General features: G+C 36.1%; 20 protein-coding genes. 8 read left to right on the top strand and 12 right to left on the bottom strand.

Features of this window, described 5'->3' with window-relative positions; translation table 11 throughout:
- Positions 1-86: 86 nt before the first annotated feature.
- The 3 genes from MKY00_RS26105 to MKY00_RS26115 all read right to left on the bottom strand — a co-directional run bounded on the left by MKY00_RS26105 (position 87) and on the right by MKY00_RS26115 (position 2986).
- Complete coding sequence (locus MKY00_RS26105; RefSeq protein WP_016718928.1) at positions 87-1403, bottom strand: C40 family peptidase; 1317 nt, start codon at positions 1401-1403, stop codon at positions 87-89.
- Positions 1404-1655: 252 nt separating this feature from the next.
- Positions 1656-1970 carry a winged helix-turn-helix transcriptional regulator gene (locus MKY00_RS26110; protein WP_000400857.1) on the bottom strand — a complete coding sequence of 105 codons (315 nt, stop codon included), beginning with the start codon at positions 1968-1970 and terminating at the stop codon, positions 1656-1658.
- A gap of 173 nt (positions 1971-2143) precedes the next feature.
- Positions 2144-2986, bottom strand: coding sequence for a DegV family protein (locus MKY00_RS26115; protein ID WP_016718929.1), 843 nt, complete (start codon positions 2984-2986; stop codon positions 2144-2146).
- A gap of 239 nt (positions 2987-3225) precedes the next feature.
- Here MKY00_RS26115 and MKY00_RS26120 point away from each other — a divergent pair, with 239 nt between their 5' ends.
- Positions 3226-3861: a YigZ family protein gene (locus MKY00_RS26120; protein ID WP_016718930.1), complete on the top strand. Its 636-nt coding sequence runs from the start codon at positions 3226-3228 to the stop codon at positions 3859-3861.
- A gap of 74 nt (positions 3862-3935) precedes the next feature.
- Complete coding sequence (locus MKY00_RS26125) at positions 3936-5069, top strand: LCP family protein (RefSeq protein ID WP_061184241.1); 1134 nt, start codon at positions 3936-3938, stop codon at positions 5067-5069.
- Positions 5070-5101: 32 nt separating this feature from the next.
- On the opposite strand, the gene wecB is transcribed toward MKY00_RS26125, so the two are convergent.
- Positions 5102-6217, bottom strand: coding sequence for a non-hydrolyzing UDP-N-acetylglucosamine 2-epimerase (gene wecB / locus MKY00_RS26130; RefSeq protein ID WP_000140128.1), 1116 nt, complete (start codon positions 6215-6217; stop codon positions 5102-5104).
- Positions 6218-6291: 74 nt separating this feature from the next.
- Complete coding sequence (locus MKY00_RS26135) at positions 6292-7662, bottom strand: UDP-glucose dehydrogenase family protein (protein WP_016718933.1); 1371 nt, start codon at positions 7660-7662, stop codon at positions 6292-6294.
- 489 nt (positions 7663-8151) lie between these two features.
- Here MKY00_RS26135 and MKY00_RS26140 point away from each other — a divergent pair, with 489 nt between their 5' ends.
- The 3 genes from MKY00_RS26140 (at position 8152) to MKY00_RS26150 (ending at position 12943) form a co-directional block, all read left to right on the top strand.
- Positions 8152-9225, top strand: a complete 1074-nt coding sequence (locus MKY00_RS26140; protein WP_016718934.1) for a glycosyltransferase family 4 protein — start codon at positions 8152-8154, stop codon at positions 9223-9225.
- A gap of 200 nt (positions 9226-9425) precedes the next feature.
- Positions 9426-10163 (top strand): polysaccharide deacetylase family protein, encoded by a 738-nt coding sequence (locus MKY00_RS26145; RefSeq protein ID WP_016718935.1) that lies wholly within the window; start codon positions 9426-9428, stop codon positions 10161-10163.
- Positions 10164-10267: 104 nt separating this feature from the next.
- Entirely contained in the window at positions 10268-12943 is a 2676-nt protein-coding gene (locus tag MKY00_RS26150; protein ID WP_016718936.1) for a PRD domain-containing protein, read from the top strand.
- Between the two features lie 257 nt (positions 12944-13200).
- Here the strand turns inward: MKY00_RS26150 and exsM are convergent, their stop codons facing one another.
- Complete coding sequence (gene exsM / locus MKY00_RS26155; RefSeq protein WP_000207032.1) at positions 13201-13614, bottom strand: exosporium regulatory protein ExsM; 414 nt, start codon at positions 13612-13614, stop codon at positions 13201-13203.
- A 189-nt stretch (positions 13615-13803) separates the two neighbouring features.
- Between exsM and MKY00_RS26160 the strand changes: the two genes are divergently transcribed.
- The gene (locus MKY00_RS26160) at positions 13804-14985 is read left to right on the top strand and encodes a chromate transporter (RefSeq protein WP_016718937.1); all 1182 of its coding nucleotides are present in this window, start codon (positions 13804-13806) and stop codon (positions 14983-14985) included.
- A 40-nt stretch (positions 14986-15025) separates the two neighbouring features.
- Here the strand turns inward: MKY00_RS26160 and chbG are convergent, their stop codons facing one another.
- The 5 genes from chbG to MKY00_RS26185 all read right to left on the bottom strand — a co-directional run bounded on the left by chbG (position 15026) and on the right by MKY00_RS26185 (position 19394).
- Positions 15026-15730 (bottom strand): chitin disaccharide deacetylase, encoded by a 705-nt coding sequence (gene chbG / locus MKY00_RS26165; RefSeq protein ID WP_000593452.1) that lies wholly within the window; start codon positions 15728-15730, stop codon positions 15026-15028.
- 202 nt (positions 15731-15932) lie between these two features.
- Positions 15933-17258, bottom strand: coding sequence for a 6-phospho-beta-glucosidase (celF, locus tag MKY00_RS26170; protein ID WP_000145748.1), 1326 nt, complete (start codon positions 17256-17258; stop codon positions 15933-15935).
- A 3-nt stretch (positions 17259-17261) separates the two neighbouring features.
- Complete coding sequence (locus MKY00_RS26175; RefSeq protein ID WP_000989047.1) at positions 17262-17585, bottom strand: PTS lactose/cellobiose transporter subunit IIA; 324 nt, start codon at positions 17583-17585, stop codon at positions 17262-17264.
- A gap of 182 nt (positions 17586-17767) precedes the next feature.
- Complete coding sequence (gene celB, locus MKY00_RS26180; RefSeq protein ID WP_016718938.1) at positions 17768-19075, bottom strand: PTS cellobiose transporter subunit IIC; 1308 nt, start codon at positions 19073-19075, stop codon at positions 17768-17770.
- Between the two features lie 16 nt (positions 19076-19091).
- Complete coding sequence (locus tag MKY00_RS26185) at positions 19092-19394, bottom strand: PTS sugar transporter subunit IIB (protein ID WP_001023567.1); 303 nt, start codon at positions 19392-19394, stop codon at positions 19092-19094.
- A gap of 427 nt (positions 19395-19821) precedes the next feature.
- Between MKY00_RS26185 and MKY00_RS26190 the strand changes: the two genes are divergently transcribed.
- Both MKY00_RS26190 and MKY00_RS26195 read left to right on the top strand, forming a co-directional pair.
- On the top strand, positions 19822-20394 hold the full coding sequence (locus MKY00_RS26190) for a sigma-70 family RNA polymerase sigma factor (RefSeq protein ID WP_011040847.1): 573 nt from the start codon (positions 19822-19824) through the stop codon (positions 20392-20394).
- Complete coding sequence (locus MKY00_RS26195) at positions 20360-21031, top strand: hypothetical protein (protein WP_016718939.1); 672 nt, start codon at positions 20360-20362, stop codon at positions 21029-21031. The genes MKY00_RS26190 and MKY00_RS26195 overlap by 35 nt, the downstream gene beginning before the upstream one ends.
- 66 nt (positions 21032-21097) lie before the next feature.
- On the opposite strand, the gene MKY00_RS26200 is transcribed toward MKY00_RS26195, so the two are convergent.
- Positions 21098-21415, bottom strand: coding sequence for a PTS lactose/cellobiose transporter subunit IIA (locus MKY00_RS26200; RefSeq protein ID WP_000379635.1), 318 nt, complete (start codon positions 21413-21415; stop codon positions 21098-21100).
- Positions 21416-21422: the final 7 nt, after the last annotated feature.

The following is a 21422-nucleotide window of genomic DNA, read 5'->3' on the forward strand; positions in this document are numbered from 1 at the left end:
CTCGTAAAAACGCAAAAAAGCCGATAACCTACTTATAAAATAGTAAGCTATCGACTTTATACACATGTTTTATTCGATTATAAATCCTAGAATCTACCGTATCCTAAGAAATGTTTTTGGTTGTAGCTACTGCTTAAGCTAGAGTAAGCAATCCCTTTGTCACCAGCATGAATCATTTGGCCATTGCCAACGTAAATACCAATGTGAGATGGACCATCTTTATAAGTATTTTGGAAGAATACTAAGTCCCCTGGCTGTGGGCTACTTACTTTAGAAACTGAATTCCAGTAACCATTAACATCTTGACGACCTACACCGAATACGTAAGAAATGAATCCACTACAGTCAAAACCACCGTTTGATGGAGATGCACTTCCCCAAACATATGGTAAGCCTAAGTATTGTTGCGCTTTACCAATTACGCCAGGAGCTGGAGCTGGGCCTGGTGTCGGTTCTGGTTTTTTATCTTCTTTTTTAGGTGCTTCTTTTTTAGGCTCTTCCTTTTTAGGTTCTTCTTTTTGAGCTTGTCCACCGTTGTTTGCTGGTGCAGCTGGTGCAGCTTGCTCTACTGGTGCTTGTGCTTTTTGAGCTTGCGCATCTTTAGCAGCTTGCTCTGCTTGTTTTTGAGCAGCAGCTTCTTGTGCAGCTTTTGCTTGTGCTTCTTCTTCTGCAATGCGTTGTAATTGTAATGCTTGTTTTTCAAGCTCTTTCAATTGACTTTCCGTACTTGTCATTGAAGTTACAACTGTATCCATTTTACCGCTTAAATCGTTTACTGCTGCTGCTTTTTTCGCTTTTTCAGCGTCAAGTTCTTTTTTAGCAGTTTCAATTTGAGCTTGTGCTTCTTTTAATTCTTTTTGCTTTGTTTTTACCGTTTCAACATCTTTTTTCACGTTCGCTTGATCTTCTTGTTGTGTTTTCATGATATCTTCGTCAGACTCAAGAATTTTAGAAACAGAAGTTAAACGATCAACTAAATCTGCAACGTTTTTAGAGTTTACAAGAACTTCTGTTACAACGTTTGTGTTTGGTTGCTCTTGAAGTGCAACTAAACGTTTTCTTAATAACTCTTCACGTTTTGCAATTTTCGTTTGTAATTCTGCAATATCTTTATTTTTCTTTTCGATTAATTGCTCAGTGTCCGCAACTTTTTTCGTTGTTTCATCAAGCTTTGCAGCATTCTCTTGAACAGACTTATCTAAACCTTGAATTGTTTTGTTTAAGTCATTCATTTGTTTTTGTAATTCATCACGTTCTTGTTGTTGTTTATGTAAAGTGTCATTTTGTGTATTAATTTGTGATTTCACGTCAGAAATTTTATCTTCTGCAAATACATTTGGTGTTAGTCCTGAAAACATTAACCCTGCCACTAATGCGCAAGATGCCATTTTTAGCTTTTTCATTTTATTTTTTACACCGCTTTCTTTTTTCTTTTTTCCGTATATAACCTATAAAATTTATACCATAATTCGGGATTTTTTTTGCTAATGTTACGCTTTTGTAAAACAAATGTAATATTATATGTAACTCTATCGCAAAATATGCATATTTTTGTATATACGTGTAGAGTTTTAAAAGTTTTTTTAAGCAAAGAAAAAAACGCAAGGTTTCCCTTACGTTTTATTAAATATACTAATATGGATGAAATCAAAACGTTATTTCATCCATTTCTCAGCCCAATTTTGGACTTCATCCATAACACTTTCTAACGCTTTTCCCTTGTCCGTTAAGCCATACTCGATTCGAACTGGTACTTCTGGATAAACATTACGAACTACAATGCCTTCGCTTTCCAATTCCTTTAAACGCTCTGATAACATACGATCGCTCATATTCGGTATAATATCTGCGATTTCTCTAAAACGTTTTGACTCTTCCAGCAAAGATTTAATAATTAAGCCAGTCCACTTCTTACTAAGCAAAGTAAAAGCTGACTCAAACTTTGGACATAAACAAGAATTATGCTCCATATGTTTCACCTCTCTTCTATTATAATATAGTTTCTTGTAAAAAGTAAGTTATAAAACTTTCCTCATTATTTTATTTTACGTACATTTTACCATTTCCAAATATTAACTTGTCAACTTCACGTAAAATATCCGTAAAAAAACCCTCTTCCGAAAGAGAGCTTTTTATATCTTTATTACTTCGTATACCATCCAAGGCCTAATGCACCTTCACCTAAATGCGTTCCAATTACAGCACCGAAATAACCTGTGCAGATTGTAACATGAGGATATTTTGCTTCTAATTCTGCCTTCCATTCATTCGCTTCCTCTTCACGTTGTGCATGAATGATAACTGCTTCCATAGGTACACCTTTACTTGCTTGCTCATCAAAAATTTCAATGATACGTTTTAGCGCTTTTTTACGCGTACGAATCTTTTCAAACGGGATAATGATTTTGTCTCTAAAATATAAAACCGGCTTTACTTGTAACAGACTACCGATGAAAGCTTGCGCACTATTTAATCGGCCTCCACGTTGTAAATGGTGTAAATCATCTACTACAAAATAAGCGTCCATCGTTTTCTTCATTTCATCAAAACGGGCGATAATCTCTTTCGGATCCTTCCCTTCGCTTGCTAGCTTTGCACCTTCACGCACGTAGAATCCTTGTACTTCACAACTAATTTCAGAGTCGTACGTATATACATCAATACCCTCTACCATTTGACCAGCTGTCGTTGACGTTTGATATGTACCACTAATCCCACTTGAAAGATGAATGCTAATAACTGCATCATAATCCTTAGATAATTCTTCATATAGCTCAACAAACTTTCCGATTGCTGGTTGAGAAGTTTTCGGAAGCTCTTCTTGCTCACGTACTTTTACATAAAAATCATCTGCTGAAATTTCAGCTTCTTCTTGATAAGATTCCGTTCCAAACACAACGTTTAATGGAATCATATATATATTGAGTTCATCACGAATATGCTTCGGTATATATGCTGTACTATCAGTAACAATAGCTGTTTTCATTTTCGTACCTGCCTTATAAAAAAGTTTTTATTTCCTAATTTTACACGAAAACTAAAAATGGTGCATCCATACATGAAAATGCGGGTTTGAAATTATACTTATCATCTCGACAAATTACAACAAAAAGGTAAAATACTCATCAAAAATTTCAGCTTATTTATAAAAAATGTTTGAATATAAAAACGCCCGCTTTTAAAATGTAAAGTACTAGTCATTTTGATGGATAGGGGCGTATACAAGTGTTATTACAATATTTAACAATAAAAGACTACGGTGAACACGAAATTGTTATTCAAAAATCAAGATTCATCTGTTATGTTAGTCGTGCTACAACCGAAGAAGAAGCTCAAGAATTCATACAAAAAATCAAAAAACAAAACTGGAATGCAACACATAATTGTTCTGCGTATTTAATTGGCGAACAAGATCAAATCCAAAAAGCAAATGATGATGGTGAACCTAGTGGTACAGCTGGCGTACCTATGTTAGAGGTACTAAAAAAACGCGGTTTAAAAGATACCGTCGTTGTCGTTACCCGCTATTTTGGTGGCATCAAACTGGGCGCTGGTGGATTAATTCGCGCATATGGAAAATGTACAAGCGAAGGCATTAATCATGTCGGTGTTGTCGAGCGAAAGCTAATGCGTATTATGCAGACCGAAATTGATTACACATTACTTGGCAAAATTGAAAATGAATTACGCAATTCAAAATATGCCATTAAAGATATACATTACCTCGAAAATGTCACATTTGATACGTATGTAGAAGAAGATGGAAAACAAGCATTCACGGATTGGATGATTGAATTAACAAATGGGAAATGTACAATTACAGAAGGAGATATGTTGTACTTAGAGCAAGATGTTATCTAAGAATAACTACTGTATCGCCTTTAAAGATTAATGTAGTGAATTACTTTCCTACAAATGAACTAAGGAGATTATATATGGAAGAACGTTATTATCATCTCCAAAATAGCAGAATAAAAAAGAAACGAAGAAGAAAGTTTTTCTACTTCCTTATTTTCTTATTTTTATTTGGTAGTGTAGGACTTTATATATTAAATTCCTACTCTTCTCTCATGGGGATGTATAGTGGTTTTACTCGTGAAAAATCGGATTTGAGAACCGAAGATGTAGAAATTACAAAGGAGCCTTTTACACTCCTTATTATGGGTATAGAAGATTATGCAACAGACGGCCAAAACGGTCGTACAGATTCATTAATGTTTGCGACAGTCAATCCGAAAACACAAAAGATTTCGCTTATGAGTATCCCTCGTGATAGTCGCGTTCCAATTGTCGGAAAGAATAAAGAGGACAAAATTAACGCTGCGCATGCTTACGGCGGAGAAGAAATGGCAATCAAAACTGTCGAAGGTTTCCTAAAAGTACCTGTAGACCATTATGTTAAAATTGATTTCCAAGGATTTAAAGGTATTGTTGATGCTGTTGGCGGTGTTACTGTTGATGTTCCCTTCGATTTTTGGGAGCGTTCAGACGTAGATTACTACAAAAAAATCCAATTTAAGCAAGGACAACAAGAATTAAATGGTGAAGAAGCACTCGCTTACGTCCGTATGCGAAAGCAAGATCCAAATGGTGACTATGGTCGGGCCGCTAGACAAAGACAATTACTAGCTGCTGTTGCTCAAAAACTAAATTCCACCTCTACCGTATTTAAAATTAAAGATTTAACAGCGGTCGTTGGAAAATATATAAAAACTGACATTCCTATTTCTGATGGCCTTGCTCTTTACAAGAAACTTTCTGGGTTTGATCCTTCTACAATACAAACACTCAAACTTGAAGGAGAAGACAAAAAAATAGGTGGTATTTATTACTTCCTTCCAGATCCAAACGGTGTTGAGGCAGTACGTAACGAAATTAAAAAAGAACTAGGAGAAAAGGTAACCACGCAAGAAAATTCAACAACAAAAACGGAATCCACTCCTTCTTCAAATTCTAACTCTAACGAGAAAGCGAAGAAAGAAACGAATCAGAATCAGAACAAAACACCAACTGATCCCCCTCCTTCTACGAATGCTCATGCAGAGTGGATTATGAGAAATCAGCAATAAAAAAGCCAAATCGCATGCGATTTGGCTTTTTTTTATTTATTAAAGTGTTTTAAAATTGCTTCTACAATACGCTCTGATGCACGGCCATCACCGTACGGATTAGACGCTTTTGACATCTTATCATGAGCTTCTTTGTCTGATAACAACTCATCAGCAAGGCTAAAGATTGTCTCTTCGTCTGTTCCCGCTAATTTCAACGTACCTGCTTCAATACCTTCTGGACGCTCTGTTGTATCACGAAGAACAAGAACTGGCACACCGAGTGATGGTGCTTCCTCTTGTACCCCGCCAGAGTCAGTTAACATTAAGTATGAACGAGCTGCAACATTGTGGAAATCAATTACATCTAGCGGCTCAATTAAATGAATGCGGCCATGATCGCCTAAAATATCATTTGCAGTTTCACGAACAACAGGGTTCATATGAACAGGATACACAACTTGTACGTCTTCATGCTTATCAACAAGACGCTTAATTGCACGGAACATATTACGCATTGGCTCTCCTAGGTTTTCACGGCGGTGAGCTGTCATAAGTACAAGACGATCATTTCCAAGTTTCTCTAGTACAGGATGACTATATGTTTCTTTTACAGTCGTTTTTAGCGCGTCAATCGCTGTATTTCCTGTTATGAAAATGCGTGATTCATCTTTATTTTCTTTCTGTAAGTTCGTTGCTGATTTTGCTGTAGGTGAGAAATGAAGATCTGCCATTACGCCTGTTAATTGGCGATTCATCTCTTCTGGGTATGGAGAATACTTATCCCATGTACGAAGTCCTGCTTCGACATGACCTACTGGAATTTGATTGTAGAAAGCAGCTAAACTTGCAATAAACGTTGTCGTCGTATCACCATGTACAAGTACGATATCAGGCTTTGCTTCTTTCATTACTTTATCCAAACCTTCTAAACCACGCGTTGTAATATCGATTAAAGTTTGGCGATCCTTCATAATATTCAAATCGAAATCTGGTGTAATTCCAAAGATACTTAATACTTGGTCTAACATTTGACGATGTTGTGCTGTTACAGTCACAATCGATTCAATTTTCTCAGGATGCTTTTGCAACTCTAATACAAGAGGTGCCATTTTAATTGCTTCTGGACGTGTCCCGAAAATTGTCATTACTTTTAAACGTTCAGTCATTTCATTGCCTCTTTTCTTTCACTAGTTACAAATCCTATTATGACATATAAGAATATACATGAATACATACCTTTTTAACGAATAACAGAAAAATCCCTCTTATGAATACTTTCTCTTCCAACGGAATAATAATCTATTCCTTGTTTCTTGACATCCTCATTAGTATAACAATTTCTTCCATCAAATAAAATAGGCTCTCTCATAAGTTGTGCGTACTTTTCTAACGGATAAGCTCTGATTGCTTCCCATTCTGTCACGATAAAAGCCGCACTCGCTCCTCTAATCGATTCATCTATACATTCGCTATATTGTATAGTCTCCCCAAAGATATTTTTCATATTGTGAATTGCCTTTGGATCATATAGAACTACATCCGCACCCATATGAATTAATTCTTGTATCATAATAAGGGACGGTGCGTCTCTTATATCATCCGTATTCGGTTTAAATGCTGCTCCCAGCACTGCAATCCGCTTCTTGTTCATATTTACTACTTTCTTCGCTTTCTCAATCAATAACAACTGTTGTTTATTATTCACTTCAATGACGGCTTTTAACAAACGAAAATCATGCGCCACATTCCCTGCAATTTGCACAAGCGCTTTCGTATCTTTCGGAAAACACGATCCCCCGTAACCAATGCCCGCATTTAAAAAAGACGCCCCAATTCTCTTATCCATTCCCATTCCTTTTGCAACATCTAATACATTAGCTCCTACCTTCTCACATATATTTGAAATTTCATTGATAAAACTAATTTTTGTCGCTAAAAAGGCATTCGATGCGTATTTAATCATCTCTGCACTTTTTATATCTGTAACATACGTTTGCAAATGTAATTTACTATATAAATTCTCAACTTTTCGCGCCGCTTCCTCATTATCAGCTCCAATTACAATACGATCTCCCTGAAAAAAATCGTAAATCCCTGAACCCTCCCGTAAAAATTCGGGATTCGATACAATATGTAATTCATGCCTATTTTGTAATTTCTCCTCAATCCATCCCCTCATAGCACCATTCGTCCCTACAGGAACAGTACTTTTTGTAACAACAATAATGTCTTTAGTCGCATATGCTCCAATATCAAAACATGCATTTTGAATATATGTTAAATCTGCTGTCCCATCTAATAACGATGGCGTTCCAACTGCAATAAATATAAATTCTGCATCATGAAATGCTTCTTCTTTACTTGTTGTAAAAGTTAAACAATTATTCTCACACGCATCATTCATTAGTTCAGATAAGCCAGCTTCATAAATAGGCAGATCCCCTTGTTTTATCCGTTCAATTTTCTCATCATCTATATCAAAACATGTAACCGAATGTCCCAATACTGCCAATCCTACTCCTGTAATCAACCCAACGTATCCGGTACCTATTATCGTAATTTTCATTTCCTTTTCGCACAGGAATATACAATAGAAAATATACGAATACATAGAATTTACCCTGTGCTTCCCCCTCTCACATTAAAAATGAGAAAACTCTTTTACTTCTTTATTATATGAATTGCTTTCTTCATTCTTTTTTAAGTTTTTGTAAAATTAAATATTGTCCATAAAACCAATAGAAATTTTACCGAGATTAAAGCTGCACGTTCAGGCTTGAAAAATTCCCACATTTTAACACGGAACTTACTCATTTCTACGTGTAACACTTATAATATTGAAATAAAATTATTCGCTATTAAAGAGAAAGAAAAAATGTCATATTCCAAAGCCGAATACGATTAACCTTCTCAAATGATTCAACATTCTGTATACCATTGTCATATATTCTATCTGCTTCCATTTACCATAAAACGAAAAAAAGATTGAATTCTAATCTTTTTGTGATACCATATGTTATGAGCCTGTAAATAAACATCATAATTTTCAGATAAATATATTAAAAAAAATTACGTTAGACTATAAAAGGGTGGGGTATTAATGGACTCACAAGTGATTTATGCCATTTTGGCATCTTTCATCACTGTACTCGTCGTTACTCCTTTAGTTATTAAGTTAGCTTTTAAAATAGGAGCAACAGATAAGCCAAACGCGCGTAAAGTGCACCAAAAGATTATGCCTCGTCTTGGCGGGTTAGCAATATTTATTGGTGTGGCTGTTGGATTTGTTGTCGGTGGCTTATACGAACAAAGAATGTTATCGATAACGCTAGGTGCGATTATCATTGTAATCATCGGTATTTTAGATGATATGTACGAGTTATCTGCGAAGGTAAAATTCGGTGGACAACTATTAGTTGCCATTATGATTGTAAAAAGTGGATTATTAGTGCAAGTATTATATATTCCAATCCTCGGGGATACTGAACTTGGATGGCTTGCTTACCCAATTACAGTATTTTGGATTGTAGGTATTACAAATGCCATCAACTTAATTGACGGCTTAGATGGATTATCCGCTGGTATTTCATCTATCGTACTGGCAACGCTAGCATATATGGCCTTCACTAGCCCATGGGGTACTGGAGCTGCTATTATCTTACCACTAGCATTAATTACATTAGCAAGTACAATTGGATTTTTATTCTACAACTTCCATCCAGCAAAAATTTTCATGGGAGATACAGGAGCACTATTTTTAGGATACTGTATTTCTGTTATATCGTTACTTGGATTATACAAAAGTGTAACGCTATTCAGCTTTATCGTTCCAGTTATCATTTTAGGCGTGCCTGTATTTGATACGACATTTGCAATTATCCGTCGTATCGTAAATAAAAAACCTATTTCAGCACCAGATAAGTCGCATTTACATCACCGTTTACTTGCAATGGGCTTCTCTCATCGTAAAACGGTACTAATTATATACGCATTCGGTATTTTCTTTAGTGTAAATGCAATCATTTTCTCTAGTGCGACATTATGGTTATCCATTATTCTTCTTTTCGTTTTAATCTTCTTTACAGAGATTATTGCTGAAGTAATTGGACTTGTACATGAACGTTACAAACCACTTATTTCCTTTTATAAAAAAGTGAAAAAACGCGAAGACTAATTGTAGTATAGCCTTTACTATTATGAAATATTCAAATAGCATCCTCTTTCTTATAAGAGGATGCTATTTTTTATTCGTTATTTTATATTTCCAAAATATAGCTTGTTTGAGAGTTCCACTATTGGAGAAAGATATACATAATAAGAAAAGGATTATATTTTCTTTTTTACATCTTGATTGTCAAACTGAGGGTGAATGTTATGATCAAGCGAGTATTTCAATACATTATTTTATTTTTAACGATTACTATGTACGCGTCATCTCATGCAGGAGCAACTACAATTCCCCCTGCTGAACATCATCCAAATGCCAAAACTTCCTCTTCTACAAAAAAAATCGCGTACTTAACATTTGATGACGGACCAAACAAATATACTACGCAAATTTTAAACATCTTAAAAGAAAAGAACGGAAAAGCAACTTTCTTTGTTATTGGTGGAAAAGTACCACATTATAAAAAGACAATGCAACGATTAATTAAAGAGGGACATTATATCGGACTTCACAGTATGTCCCATGATGTAAAGCGCCTTTACACTGGTGATCCATCTGCTTTAATTACAGAGATGGAACAAGCACAAAGCATCGTTCAGCAAGTTACAAATTTAAATACGCATCTCGTTCGTGTCCCATATGGTAGCATGCCTTACTTAAAAAAGAATTACCGTGATGCACTTGTATCAGCCCAGTATAAAATGTGGGATTGGACAATCGATACATACGACTGGAAAAGCTATGACAATCCCTCTGCCATACTAGAAAGGGTACGTAATCAGAGCGATGAACAAGTCGAAGTAATTTTAATGCACGATTCGAGTGTAACCGTACAAATACTGCCACAAGTAATTGATTACTTACAGTCACAAGGATACAAGCTTCTTCCCTATAATCCATCTTCTCATCTCGAAGTAAACTTTTGGAAAGACACAAGATTGTAACAGCTTTAGTGCCTATGTGCTAAAGCTGTTTTATTTTTCTCTTCCCACCCTTCCCATTTTTGTGTAAAATTTTAAATAGTGATGAAGTTTCGAGGTGAATAGAAATGAAACGAATAGATCTCATTTTTAACGCAATACAAAAAGGCAATTATACAGAAGGTGTAACTGCATCAGAACTCGCTACCCTGTTGCAGCTAGATCGAGCCAATGTAAGTAGCGACTTAAACAAACTCGTAAAAGATAAACGTTTATTAAAAACAAATACGCGTCCTGTTCGTTTTTATATAGAAACGAACACTTCGTTGGAAACGCATTCAAAAGAAGTAACTTCATTAGATACATTTGCAGTTGAAAATACGAGCCTTAAAATCGCAATCGAAAAAGCGAAAGCTTCTATTCTCTATCCTCCAAACGGTATGCATACTTTACTGCTCGGAGAAACAGGTGTCGGAAAATCCATGTTTGCTTCTTTAATGCACGAATATGCAATTGAAGTTGAACAGCTTCCTAAAAATGCACCATTTATCGTCTTTAACTGTGCTGATTATGCAAATAACCCACAGCTACTACTCGGGCAATTATTTGGGATTAAAAAAGGAGCGTATACAGGGGCAAGTGATCAGAAAGGGTTAATTGAAAAAGCACATGAAGGGATTCTTTTCTTAGATGAAGTACATCGCCTTCCTCCAGAGGGACAAGAAATGCTTTTCACCTTTATTGACCGCGGAGTATATCGCCGCCTTGGAGAAACAGAAAACGAACGTAAAGCACAAGTATTGATCATTACTGCTACAACAGAAGAGCCAAATTCATTTTTATTAAAAACATTTACAAGACGTATACCAATGACTGTCACGCTGCCACCACTTCGTGAGCGTACACATAAAGAACGTTTTGCTTTACTGCAACTATTTTTCACAAATGAAGCAATTCGCTTGCGAAAAGAAATTCACGTTAGTCCGAATGCAATGCGTGCTTTCGTCTTTTACAATTGTCCCAATAACATCGGCCAATTAAAAACAGATGTACAAATTGCCTGTGCGAAAGCCTATTCTGACTTCGTGACAAAGAAACGTGATTCTGTCTATGTTTCAAGTACAGACTTACCTTGGTATATGAAGGAAGGGCTCTTCATTGAAAGAAAAAGCCGTCATTTATACCAAATACCGAATGAAACATTTATATTTACAGGTGATGAAGGTTGGAGTAATCATAAAGCAGAAAACGAAAAACAGTCTTCTATTTACGATTATATTGACTATAAATATGAAGAGCTTCAAGCTCGTGGTATTGAAGAGGAAGAATTAGAATTACTAATAGAAAATGATATTCAAAGCTTTTTCGTACAATATTTTAACCAAATGTCAAAAAAAACAAGTCATGAAAATGTTTTTAAAATTGTAGATCGTAATATCGTTTCCGTTTGTGAAAAAATTGCTGAACTTGCTGAAAAACATTTATCCAAGACATTCGATGAAAAAGTATTTCTCGCTTTAAGTTTACATGTACAGACAACTCTACAACGTTTACAAGCTGGAAAACAAATTCATCACCCACAATTAAATCAAATTCGTACGAAATATAAAGAAGCTTTTTCCGTAGCTATGCAATGCATTCAACTACTGGAAGACGAATTACAAATAACAATGCCTATCGATGAAGCAGGCTTTTTAACAATGTTCTTCGTTGTTGATCCAATTCCTGCCTCACAAACAGAAGTAAAAGTATTAATATTAGCGCACGGCAACGGCATAGCAACAGAAATGGCAAACGTCGCAAACGAGCTGCTCGGCATTGAGGAAGTAACCGGTATCGATATGCCGTTACATGAATCGCCGAAAGATTTCTTAGAGCGTGTGAAAGTGTATATGAAAACACTCCAAAATGTAAACGGGCTTCTCTTACTCGTTGATATGGGATCTCTCGCTTATATTGGTGATATATTAGAAACTGAGTTCAAAATTCCGGTACGTGTTCTTTCCATGACGAGCACTCCACATGCACTAGAAGCTGCTCGAAAAGCTCAGCTTGGCTACTCGTTAGATGCATTATATGAAACAGTAAAGAACTTAACACCGTTTTACTTAAACGTACAAGAAGAAAAGAAAAAGCCACTATCACCAATGAAATCTGTTATTTTAACAGCTTGTTTAACTGGGGAAGGCAGTGCTTTAGCTATTCAAAAAATGTTGGAGAACTATTTGCGATTTGACAAAGCCTTAATTGAAATCATTCCAATTAGTATCGTCCATGAAAAAGATTTAACGAAAATGATTGAGAACATAAAAAAAGAGCGGAATATCATTTGTATCGTCACAAATTTCGATGTGCAGGTGCCATGCTTAACTTATCATTTCCAAGACATTGTAAACTACACAGCGATTCAGCCAATTCAAGAATTAATTACGTATGAAGAAACATATGCAAAAATGGCTGATATTCTTGAACAACAAATGCAGCGTAACGACGGAGCACTACTTATTAAAACGATCCGTTACGCATTAAATACAATTCAAGAATTAATTTCCTTACAGCTAACTCCTGACAGTTTAATGGGTGTTATTCTTCATATGAGCTGTATGGTTGACCGTCTTCAAAAAGGAGAAAGCCTTCTCCCTCATCCAGATAAAGAGAAACGAAGACAAGATGAATACTGGATGTATATGAAAGTAAAAAAAGCATTGCAGCCAATTGAAAATACATTTGAAATACAAATACCTGATGACGAGGTGTTTTATGTTATGGACTTCTTCATTAAAAATCAGCCTGTAAAAAATTAATCGAGGCTGTTTTGTAGTATATCGACCGTAACTCGGATTTTATCGGCGATTTTCAAGATATATCAGCGCAACTCGAGTTTTATCAGCGATTTTCAAAATATATCAGCGCAACTCAGGTTTTATCGGCGATTTTCAAAATATATCAGCGCAACTCGAGTTTTATCAGCGATTTTTCTAATATATCGATTTACCGTCAATAATCGCTAAAATTCGCACCTTATAACAGAAAAGGCTGTTCAATATGAACAGCCTTTTTTCTACTTCTTTACTTTCCTAATTCTCCCCCTGATTTCGCCTTTCTTATTAGACTTCGTATAAACATTTACATATACATTCGCCTGAATGATTTCTTGCAATAAGCTATCAAACGCTCGCCCTTGTAAAGGCCCTTCAAAATCCCCCACATTAACTACACCAGTGACGACTCCTTCATTAACACTAATACCTTGCTTTAATGGACCAAATAAACTTAAAACAATTGGACCAATTTGATCTGTTTTCCCTAAATGAATTTGGCATGATGTAACTTTTTCGATGTTTTTCAATATGACCCGATATTGCAACTTCTTTAAATCCTCACTAAATATAAACTCTGCTACGCCATAAGCTTCTGTATTTACAGGAGGTATTTCCCTCTTACCTGTTAACCTCGCAAAGAAATGTGTTGTCATACGGGCATTCTCCTTATATAAATTTCCCAGCACTACTTCTACTACTTTATGGTTTATACATAATCATTTATGACTTTTTCAAACTTTAATTACGAAGAAAAGATTCACACAATCTTTACATTAGAATCGTTCCTTTTGCTTTACTACCTCTTGTATAATGCACATAGAAAAACATTCTAGGAGGTTATTTTGGAAAATAACAAATATACTATTCACAAATTATTAGAGATTTTTCTCGTTGCATTTAAATTAGGACTTACTTCATTTGGTGGCCCCGTCGCCCATCTCGGCTATTTCCACCACGAATATGTACAAAAAAGAAAATGGATGGATGAACGAAGCTATGGAGATTTAGTAGCACTATGTCAATTCCTCCCTGGTCCTGCTAGCAGCCAAGTCGGTATGGGCGTTGGATTATTAAGAGGCGGAGTATTCGGAGCTATTATTTCATGGATTGGATTCACTTTACCGTCTATGCTTGTTTTAGTTTTCTTCGCCTCATTCCTTAATCAGTTCGATCTTGGAAGTACTGGCTGGATTCATGGACTAAAACTTGTAGCAGTCGCTATTGTCGCTCATGCCATATGGGGAATGGCGCAAAAATTAACGCCAGACCGAAATCGTGCGACGATTGCAATTGCAACTGCCTCAATCGCCCTATTATGGCCAAGTAGCTGGACACAAGTCACTCTCATTATCATATGTGGCTGTATCGGCTGGCTTTTATATCGCAACCAACCAATTAGCCAATCTCAACATATAAAAGTACCTATTTCAAAAAAGATAGCAGTTTCTTGTCTCGTCTTATTCTTCGGACTATTACTACTGCTACCAATATTAAGACCGTTCTCTTATTACATCGCTTTATTTGATAGTTTCTATCGCTCTGGTGCACTTGTATTTGGAGGCGGACACGTCGTGCTGCCCCTTCTTGAAGGTGAGTTCGTACAAAACGGAATGATGACGAAAGAACAATTTCTAGCTGGATACGGATTAACACAAGCAATGCCAGGACCACTATTTACATTCGCCTCTTATATAGGAGCAGTGTTAAACGGGACGCTTGGAGCAATACTCGCAACAATTGCGATCTTTCTTCCTGCTTTCTTACTCGTTATTGGTGTTTTACCATTTTGGAACAGTGTGAGAAAAATATCTTTCATACAAGGCGCACTACTTGGAGTCAATGCCGCTGTTGTTGGTATTTTAATTGCTGCTTTTTATGATCCTATTTGGACAAGCACAATTATGAACGCTGTAGATTTTGTTTTTGCGTCTCTTCTCTTTTGCTTGCTTGCTTTTTGGAAAACACCACCTTGGGTTATCGTTATACTCGGAGCCTTTGGCGGATATATTCTATCCATTTTATAAATATAAAAAACGACGGCATGATATAGCCGTCGTTTTTCTATTAAAACTTCACAAGCTCTATTCCTTCAGGCAACTCGCTCTCTGTTAAAATACGCAATTCTTTCACGCGATCCATTACGTAAGAAGAACGCTTCACAAGCTCTGGATCAATATACGCTGGATGAACCATAATTTCCACCGTTTGTTCACCTTGTACTCTTTCTTTTAACTTCACAAAGTAATCTTCCGTCACACCATCCGCATAAAAGTCACTGTAAAATACGTCAGAAAACGGGCGTACTGCTCGCTCTTCCTCACAACGACGAATTGGAACATTATATGTAGCCGCTAATCTCTCAAGAACATCGTGTAAAATCGGTAATCCATGCACGTGATGATGACTATCTAAATGTGTTGGCGTTAATCCGTAAGATAAGAATTTCTCAATTTGAGCAGTCCATTCTCGCTCGACTTCCTCTGGATTTATCTTCCCTTCCCATACGACGCTTTGTTTATGAAACAATCCATCGCTACTTACAAGTGATGGTACATCTCCAAGAAGCGGTTTCCCCGCCGTTAATACGAGATGTACGCCTACTCCTAATGTGTTATGTTCTTTCGCTAAACGTATCGCATGCTCTGTTCCTGGCATATTCATCATCATCGTCGTTGAATTTACAAGTCCATTTATATGCCCATCAATAATACCGTAATTTGTACCTTCTGTAAGACCAAAATCATCTGCGTTTACAATTAACTTAATCATCGTAATACCTCCTAATAAAGTGAAACTTTAATCAGTGGGGGGTTTTCTTCACCCCCCACTGATTATTAGTTGAACCAATCGGACTTTTATGGGCAGTTGATCCCCCACCTAATTTCTTTGCTTTCGCTGAATTTTGAGGTAGGGGTCTTACTGCCCATTAAAGTGGGATAGAATAAAAAAAAGCGGGCTAAATAGCGCCGCTTTATTTCTCTACCTTTTTGAAGAACTGCGGAAGATGTTCTTTATGTGCTTCCAACATTTCATCTAAAATTTGTTTTGCCACTTTATCTGATGGTACAAGTGGATTAATTGTCATAGCAAGCAGCGCTTTATGATAATCCCCTGTAACAGCAGCTTCAATTGTTGTGCGCTCGAATGATTTAATTTGTTGTACTAAACCGCGAACTGGTACTGGAAGATCTCCAACTGCAATTGGTTTTGGACCTTCTTTCGTAATAATACAGTTCACTTCAACAGCCGAATCATGTGGCAAGCTTGCAATTGTTCCGTTGTTTCGTGTATTAACAGGCTGGATATCACCTTTATTATTATAAATAGACGTAATTAAGCTACATGCTGCGTCACTATAATAAGCGCCTCCACGTTTTTCTAATTGTGGTGGTTTAATATCTAAATTCGGGTCTTTATATAACTCGAATAAATCATCTTCTAATTGTTTTACTACTTCTGCACGTGTACCTTTTTCAACCGAAGCTTCTTTCTCTTCTTCTAGCATTTCACGTGTTTTGTAGTAGTAACGATGGTATGGACATGGAATTGCACGAAGGCCACGAATAAAGTCAGGTTCCCAGTTAAGCGCAGCAATATTTTCCATCGTAATTTGCTTTTCTGGATCTGTTACAAGCTCTAACACACGATCCATTACACTTACGCCATCTAAGTATACGTCTAATCCATATACCATGTGATTTAAACCTGCAAAATCAACGTGAACACGACTTGCATCTACTTCAAGCAATTTTGCAAGACCCATGCGGATTCCGATTGGAACGTTACATAGACCAACTACTCTTTGAATATTTGTATAACGAAGAACAGCTTCTGTTACCATACCAGCTGGGTTTGCAAAGTTAATTAACCATGCATTCGGACAAAGCTCCTCCATGTCCTTACAAATATCTAAAATAACAGGAATCGTTCTCAATGCTTTGAATAACCCACCAGGACCATTCGTTTCCTGACCGATTACATCATATTTTAACGGGATTGCTTCATCTTTTGCGCGAGCTTCTAATAAACCTACGCGAAGCTGCGTCGTTACGAAGTCAGCATCCTTTAATGCTTCGCGACGATCAAGCGTTAAATGTACCTCAATTGGTAAACCAGATTTTTTCACCATACGTTTCGCTAAGTTACCAACGATTTCTAACTTTTCTTTTCCTGCCTCAATATCTACTAACCAAATTTCACGAACAGGAAGCTCATCATAACGTTTAATAAATCCTTCAATTAACTCTGGTGTATAACTAGATCCACCGCCGATTGTAGCAATTTTAATTCCAGTCATGCTTTATTCCCCTTTCGCTTCAAGCTTTTTATAAAGGTCAATAAACTCTGCTGCTAATTCTTTTACTGTAATCGCATTCATTAAATGATCTTGTGCATGAATTAAAAGAACACTAATCTCTGTTTTTTCTCCTCTTGCTTCTGATTGTATGAGCTCCGTTTGAAAATGATGCGCTTCATTAATCGCTTCTTTCGCCTTTGCCATCGCTTCATCAGCTTCTGCCATTTTCCCCTGTTTGGCAAATTGAAGTGCCTCCATCGCAAAGCTTCGTGCATTACCACTATTTAAAATTAATTGAAATGGAATTTGTTCTGCTGTAGTCATCATAATTACCGCCCTCTCTATTATCGTTCAACCGATTGAAATACCCCTTCAGTTTGAACATTTCTATTAAAATATTAATTTATGAATGATAGTTTGGTGTTCTTGTAGATGAGTATCATCTTTTTGAACATGATATAAAGGTAATTATTCTGACGAGCTATAGAAACTCGTCAGAATAATATTTTTTAAAGTGATACTGAATTGTCGCTTCCTTTTGTTTCAGCTTTTGCAGCTTGTACATACGTACGGTCACACATTAATACGAATGGATAGTAAATCAATACTGCAATTGCAAAGTTTACTACTTGTAATGCTGCACCAGCGATACTTCCGCCTGCTACAAGATAACCACTAAAGATTGGTGGCATTGTCCATGGAACTAAAGCAACTGTTTTTGGTACCCATCCTAAAGAGATTGCTGTATAAGAAGTAATAACTAATACAACTGGTGTCAGTACGAATGGGATAATTAATGCTGGATTTAATACAATTGGTGTACCGAAAATAACTGGTTCGTTAATATTGAAAAAACCAGGACCGATAGATACACGGCCTACACCGCGAAGCTGTGCACTTTTCGCAACAAGCATTACTGCAACTAAGAATGCTAACGTTGCACCAGATCCACCGATATATACATATACATCAAAGAATGGTTTTGTGAAGATGTGCGGTACATCATATGCAGACATACCATCGTTAAATAATTTAATATTCTTTTCTAATGCTGGTAAATAAATTGGGTCAATAATACCACCAACGATATTAGGACCATGTAATCCGAAGAACCATAATACGTGAATAAGTAATGCTACAATAATTGCACTTGGTAATGTACCTGCTAAACCTTGTAATGGTACTTGAATTGTTTCAAATACGATTTTATGAATGCTTGTTCCTGCTAATTTCACTGCTAATTGAATACTTGCTGTTACGATTAAAATAACGAATGCTGGAACTAATGCTGCGAATGATTTCATTACTGCTGGTGGAACACCATCTGGCATTTTAATTGTAATATCTCTTTGAACAAAGAATCTAAATGCCTCTGTTACAAGAAGAGCTACAATTATAGAAACGAATAAACCTTGTGATCCAGTCCATGCTAAATCAATACCGCCTTCTTTTGGCGTTGTCGGAGAAATAATAATTAATGCACCGAATGTAATGATTGCTGCTGACAACGCGTCAACGCCGTAAGATTTCGCTAAATTATAACTTATCCCTACTGCGACTATGAGGGCGAGTATAGCGAAGGAACCTGCCCACATACCGCCGCCGATATCTTTCCAAACTTCCCCGAATGCACCTTTCATAAATTTTTGGAATGCATCCACTGGTAAGTTATTAATAAGTATTGCAAATGATCCAACTAAAATAAGAGGCATAACTGCGATAAATCCATCACGGATCGCAACTAAGTGGCGCTGCGATCCAATTCTACCTGCGATTGGGACTAAATATTTCTCCATAAATGCAATAAACTTTTGCATTTTGCTTCCCCCCTAATTATTTTTTTAGTGTTAATGCGTGATCTAAAACTGCTTCTCCATTCATCATGCCGTAGTGCATTGGATTGATAACGTCGATTCCAACGTTCTTCTCATCAGCAAGCGTTTTCATTGAAGAAAGCATGTAACGAACTTGTGGTCCTAATAATAATACATCCGCTTGATCGATATTTGTTTTTACTGCATCCCCAGATACAGCCCAAATCTTTCCTTCTAAACCTCGAGCTTTTGCAGCCGCTTCCATTTTTGTAACTAGTAAACTTGTAGACATCCCTGCTGAGCAACATAATAAAATATTCATTTGAAAATCCCCCTTGTGTAGTATAAAAAATTTATATTTTGTTTATTTTTCTTTACGCTATTTATTAATGCAATTAGCGTGCCAACTTTTTAAAACCACTAAAATCAGCACTTTTTCGACCATTTTCTTTGTGTGTTAACGCTTTCAATTAGTGTGTCGAACAAAAAACACACAGTGTGTTATAAAACAACACGCTTTTAACACATAACTGTATGAAAATAGATTAGTGTTTAGTTGTCTAGTTGTATTTAAAACAAAAAAACACTAAAAAAATTTTTTAGTGTTTTTTTCCCCATGCCCGTCAAGCTAAGATTTTAAAATAAACCCAAAACGAAAAAATGAGATTTTTTTATCATAATGTCAGAAAACCATCATTATAATTCGTATATTAAGTGAATAGAGAATGGAGCAAAGAGTGGTGATAGGAATGCGAGAAGTAGAAATAGTAGAAGGGTTGCGAAAGAAAGATATGAAAGCATTACATGCAGCAATTGATCAATATGGAGATTTAATTTATAAAGTTGTTCACGGTGTATTAGATACATCCCATAGTAAAGTGTTAGTAGATGAGTGTGTTGATGATATTTTGTTAATCATTTGGTACAACATTGATAGTTATGATGAGAAACGCGGAAAATTTAGAAATTGGCTTATATCTATCGCGAAGTTTAAAGCGATAGATTTTAAGAGAAAGAGTAATCAAGTATATAGATTACAGGAATTTCAGCAGGATATATATGAAGAGAGAACGGGCACAAATCAAACAAAAGAAGAGGAGGAAGAAAACTTTTATCTTTTAATTAGGTCGCTAAACAATGAAGATAAAAAAATTTTTATAAAAAGGTATCTGGATGAATATAGTGTGCAAGAGATTGCTTCTGAATTAGGGCTGGCAACAGATACTGTGTATAGCAGGCTTTCAAGAGGACGAAAAAAAATAAAAAAGATAATAGGAGGGGAAACTGATGCGCAAAGAGGAACTGTTGCAGGGTTTAAATAATTTACAATATAGTGATGAAGATGTAGCAGAATATAATGTTGAAACAAAAGTAGATGAAAAGAAAATAGGACGTGCAAAAATGGTAGTAACAAAAAGTATTTTGATGCAGCGTTGTTATCATCAGGTGCAAGGTAATTTACAGCAGGGTGAAGAGATTTTATATAGCATGGCTGCGTCCAATCCGCGTGTAAAGGGTTGGCAAACAGGGACAGCTATAACATTAGGAATCGGTTTTCTTTCTATGAATTTTGGTATTAATAACGTCCTCGTTGTTACAAATAAAAAACTGTATGTGTTCTTTGTAAATCAATATTATAACGATGTTGATTTGAAAATATATCAGTTAGATGAAATTGTCTCTATGAAAACAGTATTAGATCGTAAAAGCGGCAGTGAATTTTTATATATAAAATATACAAACGGGAAAGAGTACGTACTTTTAGGGATTAATGAGGAGTATCGTGAATTGTTTGAAGTAGTATGTAACGTGCCAAAAGGAAGTAAAATAAAGCTGTCGCTACAGGATAGAAAATTAAAATGGATATTAAGGGGGAAAAGAAGTCTCTTTTATATCTTAAGCTGTTCAATTGTATTCTATTTGTTCTATAAGGCGTACGTTAACTTTATGCCACTTTAAAGGGCAGTAATATCCCATGGCCATCAAGCTAAAAAAATGAAATAAAAAACCTTGCATACGCAAGGTTCATTCAGTTACCGACATCTTCTTATATAATTCTACAAATTCACTCGCTAATTCCTTCACCGTAATTGCATTCATTAAATGATCTTGCGCGTGCACCATCAGAAGGGTGACTTCGGTCTTTTCACCACCAGCTTCTTTCTGTATGAGATCCGTTTGTACACGGTGCGCCTCTTTTAATTCTTCTAACGCTTCTTGTAATTTCGCTTCTGCTTCTGTAAATTCTCCACGCTTTGCACAATCAATTGCTTCCATTGAACAACTTCTCGCATTTCCCCCATGCAAGATTAAGTGAAAGGCCTTCGTTTCTATCGTATCCATTTTAGTT

The sequence above is a fragment of the Bacillus sp. FSL R9-9834 genome, from assembly GCF_038006905.1.
GTDB classification, from domain to species: Bacteria; Bacillota; Bacilli; order Bacillales; family Bacillaceae_G; genus Bacillus_A; species Bacillus_A pacificus.